Annotated in this window: 16 protein-coding genes and 1 pseudogene; 4 read left to right on the top strand and 13 right to left on the bottom strand. The window is 64.1% G+C overall.

The annotated features are described in order from the left end of the window. The first annotated feature begins 69 nt into the window (after positions 1–69). The 4 genes and pseudogenes from ACN0RJ_RS18070 to ACN0RJ_RS18055 all read left to right on the top strand — a co-directional run bounded on the left by ACN0RJ_RS18070 (position 70) and on the right by ACN0RJ_RS18055 (position 4,863). Positions 70–780, top strand: a complete 711-nt coding sequence (locus ACN0RJ_RS18070; RefSeq protein ID WP_417725130.1) for a hypothetical protein — start codon at positions 70–72, stop codon at positions 778–780. A 128-nt stretch (positions 781–908) separates the two neighbouring features. After that, a pseudogene (gene istA, locus ACN0RJ_RS18065) lies at positions 909–2,124 on the top strand (IS21 family transposase). Further along, the gene (istB, locus tag ACN0RJ_RS18060) at positions 2,121–2,966 is read left to right on the top strand and encodes an IS21-like element helper ATPase IstB (protein WP_417725129.1); all 846 of its coding nucleotides are present in this window, start codon (positions 2,121–2,123) and stop codon (positions 2,964–2,966) included. The pseudogene istA and the gene istB overlap by 4 nt, the downstream one beginning before the upstream one ends. A 133-nt stretch (positions 2,967–3,099) precedes the next feature. Next, positions 3,100–4,863, top strand: a complete 1,764-nt coding sequence (locus ACN0RJ_RS18055) for a hypothetical protein (protein ID WP_417725128.1) — start codon at positions 3,100–3,102, stop codon at positions 4,861–4,863. Between the two features lie 910 nt (positions 4,864–5,773). Here the strand turns inward: ACN0RJ_RS18055 and ACN0RJ_RS18050 are convergent. From ACN0RJ_RS18050 to ACN0RJ_RS17990, 13 genes are all read right to left on the bottom strand, one after another. Further along, complete coding sequence (locus ACN0RJ_RS18050) at positions 5,774–7,399, bottom strand: GMC family oxidoreductase (protein ID WP_417725127.1); 1,626 nt, start codon at positions 7,397–7,399, stop codon at positions 5,774–5,776. A 51-nt stretch (positions 7,400–7,450) separates the two neighbouring features. Beyond that, positions 7,451–8,392, bottom strand: coding sequence for an NAD(P)-dependent oxidoreductase (locus ACN0RJ_RS18045; protein ID WP_417725126.1), 942 nt, complete (start codon positions 8,390–8,392; stop codon positions 7,451–7,453). 91 nt (positions 8,393–8,483) lie between these two features. Next, complete coding sequence (gene leuD, locus ACN0RJ_RS18040) at positions 8,484–9,110, bottom strand: 3-isopropylmalate dehydratase small subunit (RefSeq protein WP_417725125.1); 627 nt, start codon at positions 9,108–9,110, stop codon at positions 8,484–8,486. Position 9,111: 1 nt separating this feature from the next. Further along, positions 9,112–10,545 carry a 3-isopropylmalate dehydratase large subunit gene (locus ACN0RJ_RS18035; protein ID WP_417725124.1) on the bottom strand — a complete coding sequence of 478 codons (1,434 nt, stop codon included), beginning with the start codon at positions 10,543–10,545 and terminating at the stop codon, positions 9,112–9,114. Continuing rightward, the gene (locus ACN0RJ_RS18030) at positions 10,542–11,090 is read right to left on the bottom strand and encodes a carboxymuconolactone decarboxylase family protein (protein WP_417725123.1); all 549 of its coding nucleotides are present in this window, start codon (positions 11,088–11,090) and stop codon (positions 10,542–10,544) included. Before ACN0RJ_RS18030 ends, ACN0RJ_RS18035 begins: the two co-directional genes overlap by 4 nt. 77 nt (positions 11,091–11,167) lie before the next feature. Further along, positions 11,168–11,563: a cupin domain-containing protein gene (locus ACN0RJ_RS18025; RefSeq protein ID WP_417725122.1), complete on the bottom strand. Its 396-nt coding sequence runs from the start codon at positions 11,561–11,563 to the stop codon at positions 11,168–11,170. Between the two features lies 1 nt (position 11,564). Then, entirely contained in the window at positions 11,565–12,482 is a 918-nt protein-coding gene (locus ACN0RJ_RS18020) for an NAD(P)-dependent oxidoreductase (RefSeq protein ID WP_417725121.1), read from the bottom strand. A gap of 33 nt (positions 12,483–12,515) precedes the next feature. Next, positions 12,516–12,824: a carboxymuconolactone decarboxylase family protein gene (locus tag ACN0RJ_RS18015; protein ID WP_417725120.1), complete on the bottom strand. Its 309-nt coding sequence runs from the start codon at positions 12,822–12,824 to the stop codon at positions 12,516–12,518. A gap of 33 nt (positions 12,825–12,857) precedes the next feature. Beyond that, entirely contained in the window at positions 12,858–13,706 is an 849-nt protein-coding gene (locus ACN0RJ_RS18010; RefSeq protein WP_417725119.1) for an enoyl-CoA hydratase/isomerase family protein, read from the bottom strand. After that, entirely contained in the window at positions 13,703–14,506 is an 804-nt protein-coding gene (locus ACN0RJ_RS18005) for an SDR family oxidoreductase (protein WP_417725118.1), read from the bottom strand. The genes ACN0RJ_RS18010 and ACN0RJ_RS18005 overlap by 4 nt, the downstream gene beginning before the upstream one ends. An 87-nt stretch (positions 14,507–14,593) precedes the next feature. After that, positions 14,594–15,619, bottom strand: a complete 1,026-nt coding sequence (locus ACN0RJ_RS18000; protein WP_417725117.1) for an amidohydrolase family protein — start codon at positions 15,617–15,619, stop codon at positions 14,594–14,596. A 39-nt stretch (positions 15,620–15,658) separates the two neighbouring features. Continuing rightward, positions 15,659–15,895 (bottom strand): tautomerase family protein, encoded by a 237-nt coding sequence (locus ACN0RJ_RS17995; RefSeq protein ID WP_417725116.1) that lies wholly within the window; start codon positions 15,893–15,895, stop codon positions 15,659–15,661. A gap of 156 nt (positions 15,896–16,051) precedes the next feature. Beyond that, complete coding sequence (locus ACN0RJ_RS17990; protein WP_417725115.1) at positions 16,052–17,188, bottom strand: C4-dicarboxylate TRAP transporter substrate-binding protein; 1,137 nt, start codon at positions 17,186–17,188, stop codon at positions 16,052–16,054. Positions 17,189–17,247: the final 59 nt, after the last annotated feature.

The raw sequence follows: 17,247 nt of genomic DNA, 5'->3' as shown, positions 1-17,247 counted from the left end.
TGGCCAGACCGGCCAATCTTGGAGGTGCGCGAGCTCTTGACCCAGAAACGGACGAAAGGTCCGAACAAGGTGAAGAGCCTGGAGAAACTAACGCTCGCGCAAGTATACCCTCGCGTGTCCGGCGATACAAATCTCAACTGCTGCGGTGATCCTGACTGCGGGAACTACGGGATCGAACCGGCGCCGACGAAGCACGCCTTCGTAGGTCGTGGTGCCGCCGAGAGGCGGATGAAGGCCGCCATGGCCGACCCCACGATCGCGCGTGGTGTCGGTCGCTATAAGATCGAGGCTGAGAGCGGCGACAACCTACATCGAGAGACCGATGCGTTCGAGTTTGCAGGCGATCCGCGGGCTTGGAATGACGGTCGGGTCCTGATCTGTCAGCACCTCCGAGGAAACTCGGAATGCGGCGTTCGGACCAGGCTGATTTCGAACGAAGCCTACGAAGAGGAGCGACATCGACTTTGGGTCCAGAACGGCGCGTTGGAGGGTCCCTTCTGCGGCAACTGCGGGACCGCTTACCTGGAGAAACCCGAGGAGTTCATCTTCAACGGCGCCAACGGTAAGCCGTCGCGAAAGGTCGGCCATAAGAAAGGTTCTGTGCCTCGTGCGCGCTCTGTCAGGGTGATCCACAAACCCTGCAAGGGGCTGCCCGGCGCCCGCTTCACGGTCTCGAGCGAGCATCGCCGTCAGAAAAAGCGCGACGAGAATATCGAGATATTGTCCCTGCTGGCCAATGGTGTGAGTGCTGGACGTAATCTCCCCAAAAGCGCTGGATGAAATTTCCCCAGTTTGGCGCTGTTGCCGGTGGTCCGGGGGGCATGCCCCCCGGACCACCGGCGGCGCAGAATTATCCCTGCTGATGCCAATGGAAGGGCGCGCAGGTGGTGGAACTGAGGGAGATCGTGATGATCTTGGAATTGAAGCGTCAGCGCGATCGCGCGGCAGACTGGGCTCGACCGCAAGACGGTGCGGAAATACCTCGAGCGCGGGCTCGAGGTGCCGGTCTATGGGCCGCGCGAGCTGGGGGAGCGGCTGGCCGAGGAGTATCGCACCTACCTGGTCGACAGGTTGTCCGCTTGGCCGGGGCTTTCGGCCCGGCGGCTGCACCGGGAGATCAAGACGTTGGGCTTCGAGGGGGCCTATTCGACGCTGACGGAATATCTGCGGCTGATCCGCCCGGCCGCCCCGCGGCAGTTCGAACGGCGCTTCGAGACGCCCGCCGGCCAGCAGGCGCAGGTGGATTTTGCCGAGTTCCAGGTCGAGTTTACCTCCGAGCCCGGCGTCACCCGCAAGGTCTGGCTGTTCAGCATGGTGCTGGGGCACAGCCGTTGGCTCTGGGGTCGGTTCTGCCCGAACCAGACGCTGGAAACGGTGATGCGCTGTCACATTGCCGCCTTCGACGCGATGGGCGGTGCCTGTGCCGAGGTGCTCTACGATCGCATGAAGACTGCGGTAATCGGAGAAGACGGGGCCGGCATCGTGACCTACAACGCCTCGCTCGTAGCGTTGCTGGCGCATTACGGGTCGGCGCCGCGCGCCTGCCAGCCCTATCGGGCGAAAACCAAGGGCAAGGTCGAACGCCCCTTCCGCTACGTGCGCCAGGACTTCCTCCTGGGGCGCAGCTTCCGCGACCTCGAGGATCTGAATGCCAAATTCGAGGAATGGCGGACGACCATTGCCAACCCCCGGGTTCACGCCACCACGCAGCGGGTCGTCGACGAGCACTTTGCGGAGGAGCAGCCGCAGCTCGTGGCCCTTCCGGCCCGTCCCTACGATGCGGTCCTGACCGTCGAGCGCCGGATCAGCCAGGAGGGCATGGTCGCCGTCGGCGGCAACCAATACAGCGTGCCGGACACCACCCGGCGCCGGATCGTCGAGGTCCAGAACCACCCAACCGCGGTGCGCATCTTCGAGGATGGTCAGTTGATCGCGTGTCATCCTGTGCTCGAGGGCAAGAACCAGAAGCGCGTCGACCCCAGTCACCGCAAGCCGGTGCTCGCCGCACGCCGTGCCGTGGTCGATCAACCATCTCCGACTGACACTGCCGTCCTGCGCCGATCTCTCGCCTTTTACGAGGCCGTCGGTCAGCGCTTGGCCAGCCAGCCGGAGGGGCACCCATGATCCCTGTCACGGAACGCATTCGCCAAAGCCTGGTCGGCTTGCACATGGCCCGCGCCTTGGAAACGCTGGACCAGATCCTCAGCCGGCTGGAAAAGGGCGAGATGACCGCGATAGAGGCAATCGATGCCCTTCTGGCGGAGGAGCTGACCCTGCGCGAAGGACGGCGCGTCGGGGTAGGTCTTCGCACGGCCCGGCTCACCCCGATCAAGACGCTGGAGAGCTTCGACTTCTCGTTCCAGCCCTCGCTGGATCGGCACCGCATCATGGCCCTGGCGCAGTTGGAGTTCATCAACCGAGCCGAGGTGCTGCACTTCCTCGGCCCACCAGGCACGGGCAAGAGCCACCTGGCCACGGCCCTCGGCGTCGCCGCGGTGAAGGCGGGCCGCAGTGTCTACCGCTGCACCTTGGCCGAGCTCATTGACGCGCTGACGCAGGCCGAACGCGAAGGACGCCTGCCGGAAAAGATCCGCTTCTACGCCCGGTCTTCGCTGCTGATCGTGGACGAGATCGGCTATCTGCCCATCACCAGCGGCGGGGCCAACCTGTTCTTCCAACTCGTCAACGCGCGCTACGAGAAGGGCGCGATGATCCTGACCTCGAACCGCGGCTTCGCCGAATGGGGCGAGGTCTTCGGCGATCCCGTCGTCGCCACCGCGTTGCTGGATCGGTTGCTGCACCACGCGGTCGTCGTGCAGATCGAGGGCGCCAGCTACCGCCTGCGCGGCCACGCAGATCTGATGCCCGAGCACACTCGGTCACACGCCACTATCACTCCGCCACCGCCCCAGAAAAGGCGCGGCCGGCCACCCAAGAACGGAGGCGCCAATCACCTGCACGGCTGATCCCCGAACTCGTTAGGTGGGGAATTTTGCGCCAGCACTTCTGGGGAATTTTGATCCAGCATTTACAAATGGCACCGGTCTTCACGACATCCGCCGCATTCTGCGGACGCCGAGAGGCGAAACCGAGCCGGGAATGTCCAGGCTATACGATCGCATCTTCTGGCCGGAGCGGACGCTATTGGCCTACGAAAAGGCACAACTCGCGGAATGGCGAAAGCGCGTCGAACGCCAGCGCATCAAGGACGGCAAGCCATACACCCATACCCGCATCGCCCACGACGACATCGTCGTCGGGGTGAACTGGCAGACGAAGATCGACCGCAAGATCACACAGCTGAACTGCTCGGTCAGCGCCGACATCCGGTCAGGCTATGTTTTCCGCTGCGATGTGGATTTCGATCCGACCATCGACCCGCTGGAGGTCATTGAGGACGCCTATTTCGGCGTCGCTCGGGGCTCGACGCTGCGCAAGCAGTATCGGAACTCAAACGGCACCTTCACCGCGCCGCTGCTCCACTTCCAGCGGCCGACAGCGCGATTCGACGAGCCGGCGCTCTTCTCCGCTGCGGAGAAGCGCCTCCGACATTTCGTGGCGCGGACTATCAAGGCATTCGATGCTGCCGGAGAGGAGCTCTCGCCGGAAGCCGACATGGCGACGGAGGCCGCCAGCGCCCGGGCAGACGAGATCGAGCACCTGCGCGATCACTGGTTCAACCTCGTGAAGCACGAGCGCGACAGCCGGAATGCCTTCGATGGCGTGATGACACGCGATACCTACACGAAGGCGGCGTCCCTTGCGTGCCTCAAGTGGATGATCCCCAGCGGCAAGCTCACTCTCGTCGGCGAGAAGGAGGGACAGATGGCCCGGGTCGTGCCGCACATCTTCCGCGAGGAGATCCTGGCGGACCGTTTCGAATGGACAGTGATCGGCTTCAAGAAGGATGCGCCGATCGACCGTATCCGGGAGAAGCAGGCCGAGTTTTCGGAGAGCCTCGCGGAGTGGCGCAAGATGCATCCCCACCTGATGCCTTGGGAAGCACTACAGAGCTGGACTTCCTCGAAGCTGAGTCCTGCCTACCGCAGCGACCCGGACGACCAGTCGAAAAGCTCGCTGGTGGGGCCGAACCTTGCCTCGGCCGCTTTCCCGCGCTTGTGGATCAATAGCCCCATCCAGACGGCCAACGAGATCGACAAGACCGTTGGCTTCCCGATCCTGTCGCCGCGCTATCGCGCCGCCTACCGAAGGCTCGGCATCGACGACGAGATCGATGACCCGGAGCTCCGCGCCGCCATAACCCGCAGGGTCATCCACGCAACGATTCAGCCGACCTCCACCTTCATGAACGCGATCCGCGAGCGCGTCAGTATCATTCAGCGTGCAGGTGGTCGTAGCTCTCGTGTGGGCGCCTCATACATCAACGGCGCCGCCTACAATCCGCGCGTCCTGATCGCCCTGATGAACATATGGCGCGTGCACTACAACTTCTTCGACTGGAGACCCTACAGAACGCCTTTGGAGGCAGATGCATCGCCTGCGAAAGGCTCAACCACAGACGCTACGGAGGATGCTGCTGATCCGGAAGTAAATAGCGAACAGCTGAGGCGACTGGCGGTGCCCGGCACAGACAAGGCGATCCTCGTGCCGAAAAGGCGCGCCAGCAAGGTCATCCGGACCACGCCGGCAATGCGGATGGGGGTCCATCAGCCGTCGCGGCCGAAGGACACAGGTCGGGAACAAGACAGAGCCAATGAGGAGGAAACCTCGGGCGGAGCTACCCAAAAGAAACGAGACCGCCGGCGGGACGACCGTCCTCGCCTGCCCGACCTCGCCAGGATTCTCTACCAACCGTGGCTGTTTCACGGCACGCCGATGTGGGCAAAACTCCAGGGACGTTGACGACCTGAAACGGAAAGGGGGGGGCGCAAGTCGTGTTGGACAGCTGTAAGCCAATTTTGGCCGACGCCGTGCAGTCAACGAATGTCTATCTGCGTCCGGAAGCACGGCTTAGATCATCTCATTCAAGGTTTTGTTGTCTGGGAGTTCTACTGATCGGTCGTCAATGACTGACCGCTGATCTTGCAGGTTCCTTCATTGCTGAATGCTTTTATTCCGCCGTAAATGATGTCGTGTCTCGTCATCGCTGCGCTTCCATCTGAGCGGATAGAGATAATCGTTGGGCCAAAAGGTTCTACCCATCCACCATAACGCCCGTTCTTTGTGTCTTAACCGGTGAATTTGGCTGTTGCTGGCGACATCAAGAAGTGGACCGTGTTCTGCGCAGTGTCGGTGAAGCCGTTCAGCACTCTCAGCCCCTTGTCATTCCCTGATGGTGTCAAACTTCGCGCGAGATTCGCATCCCGATTCCATACTATGTCTAAAGCCAACTCCTCATTCTCGGGGGAATAGCCATCTCGTTTCAAATTCGTCAGACTGCATGTAAACGTCCAAATCTGATGGTCGTTGAACCGCTCGGCATTCGCAGGCGATATACCTGCAACTAAGAACGATACCGCAAGAGCCGCTTTAGTGGGAACGTTTAATATTCCGACCATCTATCAACTCCTATCAGCCTGCGTTGAAACCGACAGAGATTTGGACCCGCCGATATACGATGATGCTACCGAAAGCCGACGTAGGTGCAAGTGGGGTGAACGGCAGCTTCGTCCGCTTCGTCCGCATTGCCGATCAACGCGACTTGCGGGCACCCCAACGGAAATCGGGCGCCAGTTTCCTGCCGCCCGTGTCCTACAACTCGGAATGGCTCCGTGGTGCGGGGCCCGTCTTCGATTTGCGCATGGGGCACTGCCTACCCGGCGGTCACCGGGCGCGCCGCCACGGCATCCGCGCGCACCATGTCGGCGCCCTTTTCACCGATCATGATCGCCGGGGCGTTGGTGTTTCCCGACGTGACGACCGGCATGATCGAAGCGTCGATGACGCGCAGCCGGCCGATGCCGCGCACGCGCAGACGCTCGTCGACCACCGCCATGTCGTCCTGACCCATCTTGCAGGTTCCGGCCGGGTGGAAGGCGCAGTGCCCTTCACGTTCCATGTAGTCGGTGAGCTGCTCGTCGGTTTCCACTTCGGCGCCCGGCACCAGTTCGTCGCGCAGACGCTCCGCCATCGGCGCCGCCCCAAGAATCCGACGCAATTGCCGGATGCCGGAGATGGAGGCGGCCACATCCTCGGGATCGCTCAGGAAATTGGGATGGATCGCGGGGTCCGACATCGGATCGGCCGAGCGCAGCGCGACATGCCCGCGCGATTTCGGACGGACCCGGTAGACCGACCCGCTGACCGCGTTGTAATCGTGCACCGCCACGACACCCGAGGCGGTGTAGGCAAAGGTCATCGGCCGGAAGCTCAATTCGAGATCGGCATATTCCATCTCGGGGCTACTCTTTACAAAAGCTGCCGCAGTCGAGGAGCCGAGCGCGAGGTATCCGCGTTTCGTCAGCAGGTACTTGGCCCCGTGCCAGAACTTGCGCCAGCCCAGCAGGTCGAGGTTGAACGAACTCTCGCGCGTGGAATAGGCCTGCACCCGCAGCACGAAATGGTCCTGGAGGTTCTTGCCGACCCCCGGAAGATGCGCAGCCACCGGGACGCCGGCCGCCTTCAGCTCGTCGCCGTCACCGATCCCCGACAGCATCAGCGTCTGCGGCGAACTGAAGGCACCGCCGCAGAGTATCACCTCGCGCGATGCGGCGATCGCGGTGCGCTTGCCGCCCTCGATGATCTCGACCCCGGTCGCCTCCTGCCCGTCCAGCAGCACCCGCGCCACGCGGGTATTGGCGCGCACGGTCAGGTTCCGCCGCCCGAGGACGGGTTTGACGAAAGCACCGTAGGTCGTTTCTCGTTTGCCCTTGCGGATCGTGTGCTGAAGGATACCCGCCCCGTCCTGGTCCCCGGTGTTGAGGTCGTCGAGCTTTCGCAGGCCGCAGTTTTCCGCCGCATCGAGGAAGGCATGGATCGACGGGTGGATCAGGTCCGGATCGGAGACGGCCATTTCCCCCAACTGGCTGTGGAACTGGCTACCCTCGCGGGTGTTCTGTTCGGACCGCAAAAAGTACGGCAACACGTCGTTCCAGGTCCAGCCAGGATTGCCGAGCGCCGCCCAGTTGTCGAAATCGCGCCGGTCACCGCGGATGTAGACCATTCCGTTGATCGCGCTGCTGCCGCCAAGAGCCTTGCCACGGGGGAGGAACAGCTTGCGGTCGCGCAGCGTCGGCATCGGTTCGGAATAGAAGTTCCAATTGAACCGGTCATGCTTGAACACCCGCGCCATTCCGGCGGGCGTATCGACCCAGAAATCCTTCGGATCGGGCCCCGCTTCCAGAAGAAGCACGCGGGTATCGGGGTCGTCGGACAGTCGGCGCGCCACCACGCATCCGGCTGATCCTGCCCCGACGACGATGTAGTCAAACTGTTCCAAGTCGTGTCTCCAGAAGAAATGCTTCACGCGGCGGGTGCCGGTCCGGGCCCGTCATGCGCCCGTGTGGCGCTGCCGCTCCACGGCGGCGTCGATGCGCTCCGGACTCACCGCGATGCACACCCCCGCGCGTTCGAGTTGCAGTTGCAGGTAGGACCGCGAATCCATATCCCCCATGCCGCGCGAGACGGCCTCGGTCATCTCTTCGAGGGTCATGTTCGCCAGCCGCATCGGCACATCCAGCTCGCGCGCCATCTCTGTGGCCAACACCACATCCTTGCGCGCCAGCGCCAGGGCAAAGGCGGGCTGGTTGTAGATGCCGGGCAGGACCTGCTTGACCATCAGGTCCAGCGGCGACTGCTTGCCCACCACGCCGAGGCGCAGCGCCTCCCACAGGTCCAGAGGGTCGACACCCGCTTTCGTCGCCATCGAGAACACCTCGATCTGCGCAAGCTGGATGGTGTAGCCGAAGACGTTGTGGGCCAGCTTGACGACACAGCCCGCGCCGATCGGCCCGACGTGACGCGCCTCGCTCGAAAACAGCTCCAGAGTGTCGCGGCAGCGATCGAACGCACTCCGGTCCCCACCGGCCCAGATCACCATCTCGCCCGAGGCCGCACCGGCCGGCCCGCCGCTGACCGGCGCGTCGAGCATGAAGGCACCCTTGGCCGCGAAACGCTCGTTCAGTCGCAGGGCGAGCGTACGCGAGCTCGTGGACAGGTCGAACCAGACCTGACCCTCGCGGACGAAGTCGAGGATGCCGCCCGGCCCCAGGCCCACGGCCTCGACCTGCGCGGGACCGGGCAGCGAGGTGAAGATCACGTCCGTGCTTTCCACAAGCGTCCGAAGCGACGACGCGACCGCGATGCCGGCTTCCTTGAACGGTTGCAGCGCCGCCGGGTTCGCGTCCAGCACCTGCAGGTCCGCGCCGTTCGCGGAGAGGTTGCGCGCCATGCCCTGCCCCATCCGTCCGAGACCGATAAACCCGACTCTCATCTCTGTATTCCTTTGATCTTGTCAGCGACTGCATTGCCGATGCGGCGCGCAATTCATGTGCCAACGGGTCGGGCACGGCCCGCGGAGGGATTCAATCCAGGGTGATGGGCCCGACCCAGGGCATGCGATGCTGCTGACCTGCCTCGAACCGGTCCAGATCGTCCGAATGGCTGAGCGTCAACTCCACTTCGCTCAGACCCTCGATCAGGATCTTGCGGACGAAGGGGTCGACCTCGAACCGGTAGCTGATCCCCCCTGGCGCAACGACGGCCCCCTCCATGAGATCGACGGTCAGTTCGGTGCCGGGGGCTGCAAGAAGCATGTCGCGCAGGGTCTTTGCCGCGTCGGCAGGAAGCTGGATCGTCAGCAGACCCGACTTGTAGGCCACGGCGGTGAAGACCGGCCCGAAGCTGGCGGCGATGATGACGCGGATGCCATAATCGACATGGGTGTGGACAGCACCCGCGCGCGCCGAGCCGCAGGCGTAATTGTCGGCGCCCACTATGATCTGCGCGCCTTCCAGCGCAGGATTATTCAGAATTGACGAAGCGATCGGTTTCCCCGCCGCGTCAAACCGCTGGTCATGGAGGAAGTACCGCTTGAACGCGCCATTTTCGCGCGGCCGCCCGGTGAAGCGCGACGGAAAGATCTGGTCGGTGTCGATGTTGTTCGCCTCGAGCGGGATCGCCCTCGAGGTAAGTCTCCGAATGCCGTTCATCTCAGGCCTCTTTCAAGCTGCGCACATCGGTCAGATGTCCGGTCAGGGCCGCGGCCGCGGCCATCGGCGGCGATACGAGATGCGTGCGGCTGCCCCTGCCCTGTCGCCCGATGTGGTTCCGGTTCGAGGTCGAGGCGCAGCGCAGCCCCTCGGCCACCAGGTCGCCGTTCATCGACGAGCACATGGAACAGCCCGTCTCGCCCCATCGGGCTCCGGCTGCGAGAAAGATGCGATCCAGCCCCTCGGCCTCGGCCTGTTCGGCGATCAGACCCGATCCGGGCACCACCAGGGTCGGGACTTTGACCGTCCTGCCGCGCAGGATGCGCGCCGCATCGCGCAGATCGTCGATCCGGGCATTGGTGCAAGAGCCGATGAAGACCTGATCGATGCCGATCCCGGATACCGGCATTCCGGGCGTCAGTCCCATGTAGTCGAGCGAGCTTTGCATCTGCCCGCGACGGCCGGGGTCCGGCTCCTGCATCGGGTCCGGCACCACGCCGTCGATCGCCACGCCGTTCTCGGTCGAATTGCCCCAGGTGACCATGGGGGGGATCTGCGACACGTCCATGTCGACGCGCCTGTCGAATGCCGCGCAGGGGTCGCTGTGCAGCGTTTTCCAATAGGTCACGGCATCCTGCCATTGCGCGCCCTTCGGCGCCAGCGGTCGGCCCCTGAGATAGTCGAACACCGTCTCGTCGGGCGCCACGATCCCGAGCCGTGCGCCGGTTTCGGCGGACATGTTGCACAGGGTCATGCGGGCATCCACGGACAGGCTTTGCACGAAGCTGCCACCGTATTCCACCGCAAGCCCCGCCGCCCCGCGCGCGCCGATCCGGGCGTTCAGCGCAAGCGCCACGTCCTTGACCGTGACGCCGGGCTGCAACGCACCGTCGAGGGTGACCAGCATCTGCTCGGGCAGGCGCAGCCAGGTGCTTTGCGTCGCCAGCACATGCACCAGGTCGGACCCGATGCTGAAGGCGAGCGCCCCGACTGCACCCTGCGTCGAGGCATGGGAATCCGCCGTCACGATGGTGATCCCCGGTTGCGAAATCCCCTGCTCGACCGAGACGATGTGCTGGATGCCGCGCCTCCGGTCCCCTACCCCGAGCACCTTGATCCCGAGATCCTGCGCCATCTGCTGCGTGCTGCCGATCAAGGCGGCGCGCCGACGGTCTTCGTCCGGGCCATCCGCGCCGCCGAAGGTTGCGGTGAAATGATCGGGAATGAGCACTGCTTGCCCCGGTCGCCGCATCGTCAGACCCTGATCGCGCAGGGCCTTGAACATCGGCAGTGCGGTATCGGCGATCACCAGCCGGTCGATGTAGATCAGGCTGCGCCCGCCCTCGTCGCGCACGCGGTGGGCATCGAACAGCTTCTGGACCAGCGTTCGGGGATGTTTGCCCTGCGTCGCAGCGGTGGCGGACGCCCGGCTCATTTGTCGAACTCCGGGAAGATGCCGACATATCCCTTCTCGACGCGACCCTTCGCGCGTTTGATCGCTTCGTCCTTGTCGAGCGGCACGAACCCGTAGCCGTGCACCAGCTTCTGCATGAAGGAAGCCCGCGCCGTCACCGCGATGGCATCATGCACGCCCTTTTCGGACCATCCCCGCGCAAAGACGGCATCGGCGTCTTCCTGCGTGACCTCCGTCGGCGTGACCATCAGTTTGCCGACAAAGCCCAACAGGGTCTTCATGCGCGGCTCGATATCGGCGCTGTCGAAATCCTCGACAAGCTTTTCCACCAGGCCTTCTGGAATGCCCCATTCCCGGGCCACCTCCTTGTGCGCCACGAAAATGAACTCGCAACCCGCCGCGCCGACCACGTAGGTCAGAATCAGCTCGCGTTCCCCCGGCGTAAGGTCCGAAGGGCCGTTCATGATAGCCTGGCTGACCTCGGACCACGCCTTGTAGATCTCGGGGTAGGCGGTGAAGATCGTGCGGGGCCCGGCGCCGTCGGGCAGGGATTTGAAGAAGGACATGTCTGGGCACCTTTCACTGGAGCAGGTCGCATATCGTGTCACCTCGCCGACAGTGCCGGCGGGGCGGGATCGTCCGATCAGCTCGGGTAGTCGTCTTCCGACACGGGTTCGAGCCAGACCACGGCTTCGCCGTCGAGCGCTTCGGTGATGGCAATATGGGTCATGCCAGTGGTGGGCGACGCGCCGTGCCAGTGCTTTTCACCGGCAGGGAACCAGACCACGTCACCGGGGTAGACGTCCTCGACCTTGCCGCCCTCGGTCTGCACGCAGCCACGCCCCTGCGTGATGATGATCGTCTGACCGAGCGGATGGGTATGCCAGCGGGTCCGCCCGCCGGGTTCGAAGGTGATGTGGGCGGTCGCCGTGCGCCCCGGCGCCTCCGACGTCACGAGGCGGTCGATGCGCACCGTGCCGGTAAACCAGTCCTCCGGGCCCTTGATCGACGGGTTGGTGCCGCTGCGAATGATATCCATGTCATGTCCTTTCCTGGGAATGCGATCGGGCGGACCAGGTCTGTCCGAAACTGGTGCCCGCCTGGTCGGCGATCAGTTCGATGATATCATCTAGGTTCGCGTCCGGGCCGAAATGGTTCGACGCGGTCTGCAACAGGCCGCGCGCCAGCTGGCCGCTCTGGAACGGTGCACCGCTCGCCACGGCAAGGGATGTCGCAAGGTTCAGGTCCTTGAGCATCAGCGCCAGGGCAAAGGTCGCCTCGAAACCGCCCTCGACCATGCGGGGCAACAGCCGTTCGGTCGGGGCGCTGCGCGCTCCCCCGGCGTTCAGAACCCGGTTCATCACGTCCAGCGTCAGGCCGTTCTTGACCCCGACCGCCAGCGCTTCGAGCATGGCGATCCGGTTGCAGGTGCTCATGGTGTTGTTGAGCAGCTTCAGCACCTGACCGGCCCCGATGTCGCCGCAATGGGTGTGGTTCGGGCTGATGTCCTCGAAGATCGGGGTCACCGCGTCGTAGGTGTCGCGCGGACCGCCGACCATGATGGCGAGCGTGCCCTGCGCAGCCCCCGCCGCCCCGCCCGAGACCGGCGCATCGAGCATCACGACATCCCGTTCCGCCAGCCTGACGGCAAGCGCCCGGGTGACGTTGGGATCGCCGCTGGTCTGGTCGATCACGATCTGCCCCGGTTTCAGCATCTCGGCGATGCCCCCCTCGCCGAACAGGATCTGCGAGACGTTCTCCGAGCGCGGGACGCACAGCATGATGACATCGCAGGAGGCGGCGAGGTCCTGCGCGCCGCTTGCGGCGACGGCGCCTGCCGCAACCTGCTGCGCCACAAGCGCGGGGTTCAGATCGAACACCGCGACCGGGCGGGACAGCGCGAGACGGCGCACGATGGCCCCGCCCATGATGCCCAGACCGATGTAGCCGACCTTCATGACCGGCCTCCGCATTTCCCGGACGATGAGCCCTCAGCTTTCATGCGGCAGGACCTCCACGGCGACACGACCCGCGTTCATCGCGCAGGGCCAGCCGGCATAGAAGGCGACATGCGTGATGAGCGCGCGGATCTCCTTTTCCGTCACGCCGTTGTCCAGCGCGCGCGCCATGTGATGCTCGAGTTCGACAGTGCGATAGAGGGCCGCAAGCATGGCGCAGGTGACAAGGCTACGGTCGCGCTTGGACAGATCGGCATTTTCCCAGACGTCGCCGAACAGCACATCCTGGCTGAGTGCCTTGAGGTGGGGCAGTATGTCGAAGGGTTCGGTGGGCTTGGTCATGTCTCTGGTCTCTAGGATTGCTTTGGTTCGGCGTCAGGACGAAGAAGACGGCATGCCGTCCGAACGCCCCGAAGCCTCGGCAGCGCCCTCGTAATCCGGCTTGCGTTTTTCGACGAGCGCCGCCAGCCCCTCGCGGAATTCCGCGCTCGACATGGCCAACACCTGCCCGAGATCCTCGTAGCTCATCATCTCGGACAGGCTGGATTCGAAGGACTTCAGCAGAAGCTGCTTGGCCAGGCCCATCACCTCGGCGGGGCCGCTTGCCAGCTTCCTTGCCAGCGCGATCCCCTCGACATCGACCTGTTCATCGGGCACGACTTTGACGGCAAGTCCCTTGTCCACGATCTGCTGCGCATCCCAGGACGCGCCGCTGAACAGGAAATTACGGGTCTGTGCCAGCCCGATCAGACGCGGCAGGGTGTACATGGTCAGGCAATCGGGCACCACGCCCAGCCGGAAGAAGCCGCCGTTGAACTGCGCGCTCTCGCCGACGATGATCTGGTCGCACATCAGCGCGATGCCCATGCCGCCGCCGATGGCCACCCCGCGCACGCCGCAAACCACGGGCCGGTTCAGCTCCATCAGGGGCTGAAAGATCGTGGAGGCATGCTGGAACCGCCGGTGCACCTGCCACGGCTCGTGCGCGTCGGTCAACATACGGAGGTCGCCGCCAGCGCAGAACGTCTTGCCCTTGGCGGTCAAATAGACCGCGCGCACCGAATGATCGTCCTGGATCTCGCGCACCACCTCGCGCAGCGAAAACCGGATCTCGCGCGTGATGGCGTTGCGTGCGGCCTCGTTTGCCAGCCGTATGATGAGAACCGCGCCCTGCCGCTCGGTTTCAAGATGGGGATAGCTCTTGATCATGATTTCGTCGGTCATTTGGCGGGCACCGCGACACCGGTACTGGAGCGGCTGCGGTTGCGCCCGCCGTCCACCACGATATCGGCGCCGGTCACGTAGGAGCCGGCATCCGAACACAGGAACACGGCCGCGTTGGCGATATCTGCCGTGCGGCCGAATTCCCCCAGCGGGATCGAGGACAGTTCGAGTTCCTTGCGCCCGGCATCTTCGTAGATCCGCTTGACCCCTTCGGTGTCGCCGATGGCACCGGGGGCGATGGTATTGCAGCGGATACCGTCCTTGCCCCATTCGCCGCAGAGTGTCCGGATCAAGGACATGATCCCCGCCTTTGCGGCACCGGCGTGGGCACAACCGGGCCAGCCTTCCAGGGCGCGGGTGGTGGATATTGCGATGAACCGCCCACCGAAGGACGAGGCCTTGAGCGCGGCATGCGAGGCACGGGCGCAGAAATAGGTGCCGTTCAGGTCGATGTCGATCACCGTCTTCCAGGCGTTAGGCGACATTTCTGCGGCGGGAACCACGAAGTTCCCTGCGGCGTTCGCGATCACGATGTCGAGCGAGCCGAAAGCCTCGACCGCCCGTGCCACGGCATGTTCGACCGCCTCGTAGTTGCGCACGTCCGCCTGTACGGCAATGACCTCGGCGCCGAGGCCGGTCAGTTCCTTGACCGCCGCATCGAGGCGCTCGGCATTGCGGCTGGCAAGAACGAGTTTCGCGCCGGCTGCAGCCATCGCCTTGGCAATGCCGAACCCGATGCCGCTGCCGCCTCCGGTAATCAGAGCGACGCGGCCGGCCAGGGCGTCCGAAGTGAAGGTCATGGTAGTGCTCCTGAATAGTTCATTCTGTCCGCGATGCCGCGGGATTTTGCGGCTCATGCAATATGGATGCCAAGAACCGCGACGCCCCTAACGGCCGGGGGTGCTGCTCGGCAGGTCAAGCCGGTACGTGCGTGCCGCCGTGTCATGGAACAGCGCGGCGCGCTCTGACGCGGAACAGTCTCGCGTGATATGTTTGAACGCATTCCACAGCGGGACATAGCCGCAAGTCCGCGCATCGGGCGGAAAGTTGCTTTCCATCATGCACCGGTCCGGGCCGAACAGCTCGATCGCGGTCTCGACCATCGGGCGCCATGCCTCGGCAAGCTCCTCGTAGCCGATGGCATCCTCTCGACCCTCGAGGCCGAGCCCCCAGAACGGCAGGCCGAAGCCGCCGATCTTGCACTGCACGTTCGGACGCCGCGCGATGTCAGTCAGCTTTTCCCGCCAGTCCCGGAACAGATCGGCGCGCTGTTCGGCGCTCATGTCCAGCCCCATGACGATCGTCATGTGGTTCAGGATCACCGTCATGTCGGGGAAAGCATCGGCGATCGCGGCAATGTCGGGCAACTGGCCGTGAAAGCCCGTCGCCTCGAAGATCAGGCCGCGTTGCGCCAATTGCCGCACGCCGTCGCGGAATTTCGGATGGTGGTACGTTCCCGAGGGCGGCCGCCCGGTGAAGAAGTAGCGATAGGGCGCGTCGCTGTCGTGTTCCATGATGATTTGGCGCATGCCGCGCAGACGGTCCGGTGCTGCGGCCATGGCCCGGTCGAGCAGCCAACCCACATCGTCACCGAGCCGGAAATCGGCAAAGCCGACGATACCCGCGCAGGCCCTGAGCCCACCATAGGCCCCACTTGCCGCCATCGCGGCTACGCCGTTGGCGAACTCGATCTCGCCCAGCGGGCGCAGAACTTCGGGACCGTCGGGCCGCAGAAAGGACTTCGCCTCGATGAAAACCGAGGCCACGATGTTGTGTCCGGCCTCGGCATCCTCACGGAACTCTTCGTACATGTAGCGCATCTGCGGATGATCGAAGAGATGGTGATGCGCGTCGATGATGGGCAGATCCGGATCGAGGATCACTTCATCGCGGCCGTCGAGGCGCTTGTTCACTGGGGGTCTCCTTGCACGCTGCGCTGAGGGCGCAGGCCGTCAGGGCAGGTCGTAATGGTAGCCGGGCTTCTTGAAGATCAGCTCGGGGTGGCAGGCGATCTCGGGGATATAGACCCTGTGTTTCCAGGTTCCTTCGGGAATATCCTCGACCGCGACCGAGATGAGATCGGGCTTGTAGCCGAGTTTGTCCTCGATCACCTTGGTCAGGGCCTCGGCGACGCTTGTCTTTTGCGCATCGGTCCATCCGGCCGCTACTTTCAGGATCAGATGAGGCATCGTGTGGTCTCCGGGCATCTTCGGGCCGCGACCGGCGGGGCGATGCGCCCACAGATGCAGCAATTTCAGGGCTTCCAGATGGATCTTCCGCCGAAACGGGCGGGTGTGCCCCCCTGAGGGTCGGGGGGCACGGTCGGTCACGCGGACCGGATCGGTTCACTCCATCCCGTAGGTGGCGGGATCGACGGTGTCGGTGAGGTTGGTCTTGATGAGGGCGGTCAGTTCATCCTCGTTGTAGCGCTCCGTCATGCCTTCGACGAGCGGCTTCCACTTGTCGATGTACTTCTGGAAGGTCGCAAACAGCAGCTCCGGGTCCTCGATGTGGTGAGTTTCCCGCGCGATGTCCGCCTGGCCGCCGACGCCGTCGGCCACCCAGGCATTGATCGCGTCAAGCAGCGTCTGGTCCGGCACGCCGAAGTTGTGACCGTCGGCCTTGGCCATCTCGATGGCCTGATCCTGCTGGGTCAGATAGCCGATTTCCATCTTGGCCATCGACCGCGCCGACGCATCCAGCATGATCTTGCGCTGTTCGGTGGTCAGGCTGCGCCAGAAATCGGCGTCGAGCACCTGCGCGGGCGAGTTGAAGCCCGGCACGATGTTGATCAGCAGGGTGCTCTTGGACACTTCGGCCAGCGAATTGTCGATGTTGAGCCACGTCGGATAGATCGACACGCAGTCCACCTGCCCGGTCTGCAGCGCCTGGTACATCTCCGGCGCCGGGATCGCCACCGGGATCATTCCCAGATCGCTGGCGAACTTGGCGATCAGACCGCCGGGAAAGCGCACGCGCTTGCCCTGAAGATCGGCGAGCGAGGTCGGCGGCTCTTCCGAGCGGCAGTGGAAGGTGGTCGGCGCATTGCCGAATGCCCCGAGGGCGACCGTGCCGTTGTGGGCGAAGTCGTTGTACTGCGGCTCGTGCATGTAGAAGTCGGCAAAGGCCATGCCCATCACGATGGGATCGCCCTCGACAAACGACATACCCGAAACCGCGTTGGCCACCGGAAGCTCGGAGGGGATGTAGCCCGAGGTCACGAAGCCCAGCTGGGCTACGCCGTCGGCCACGCCTTGCAAAGTCGACTTGGCGGGAAGCAGGGCGCCGCCGTAGAAAACCTCGAAGTCGATCTCGCCATTGGTCTTGTCCCGCACCTCATCGGTAAACCAGGTCAGACCAAACTTGCTGTGATTGTCGGTCGCGGGGATCCAGGTGGATGCCCGGTAGTTCTCGGCCATCGCGCCGCCTGCCGTGGCCGCTGCCACCGCACCGGACACCAGGGCTGCCCTCCAGAGTTTCATGTGTCTTCCTCCCTATTTCGGTTGCTGCCGCCATCCTTGCGAACAGTCGGCTCTGAGCG

Source organism: Salipiger sp. (genome assembly GCF_048261495.1).
Taxonomy (GTDB): domain Bacteria; phylum Pseudomonadota; class Alphaproteobacteria; order Rhodobacterales; family Rhodobacteraceae; genus Salipiger.
The sequence above is the reverse complement of the archived record's forward strand: the minus strand, read 5'-3'. Positions and strand labels throughout refer to the sequence as shown.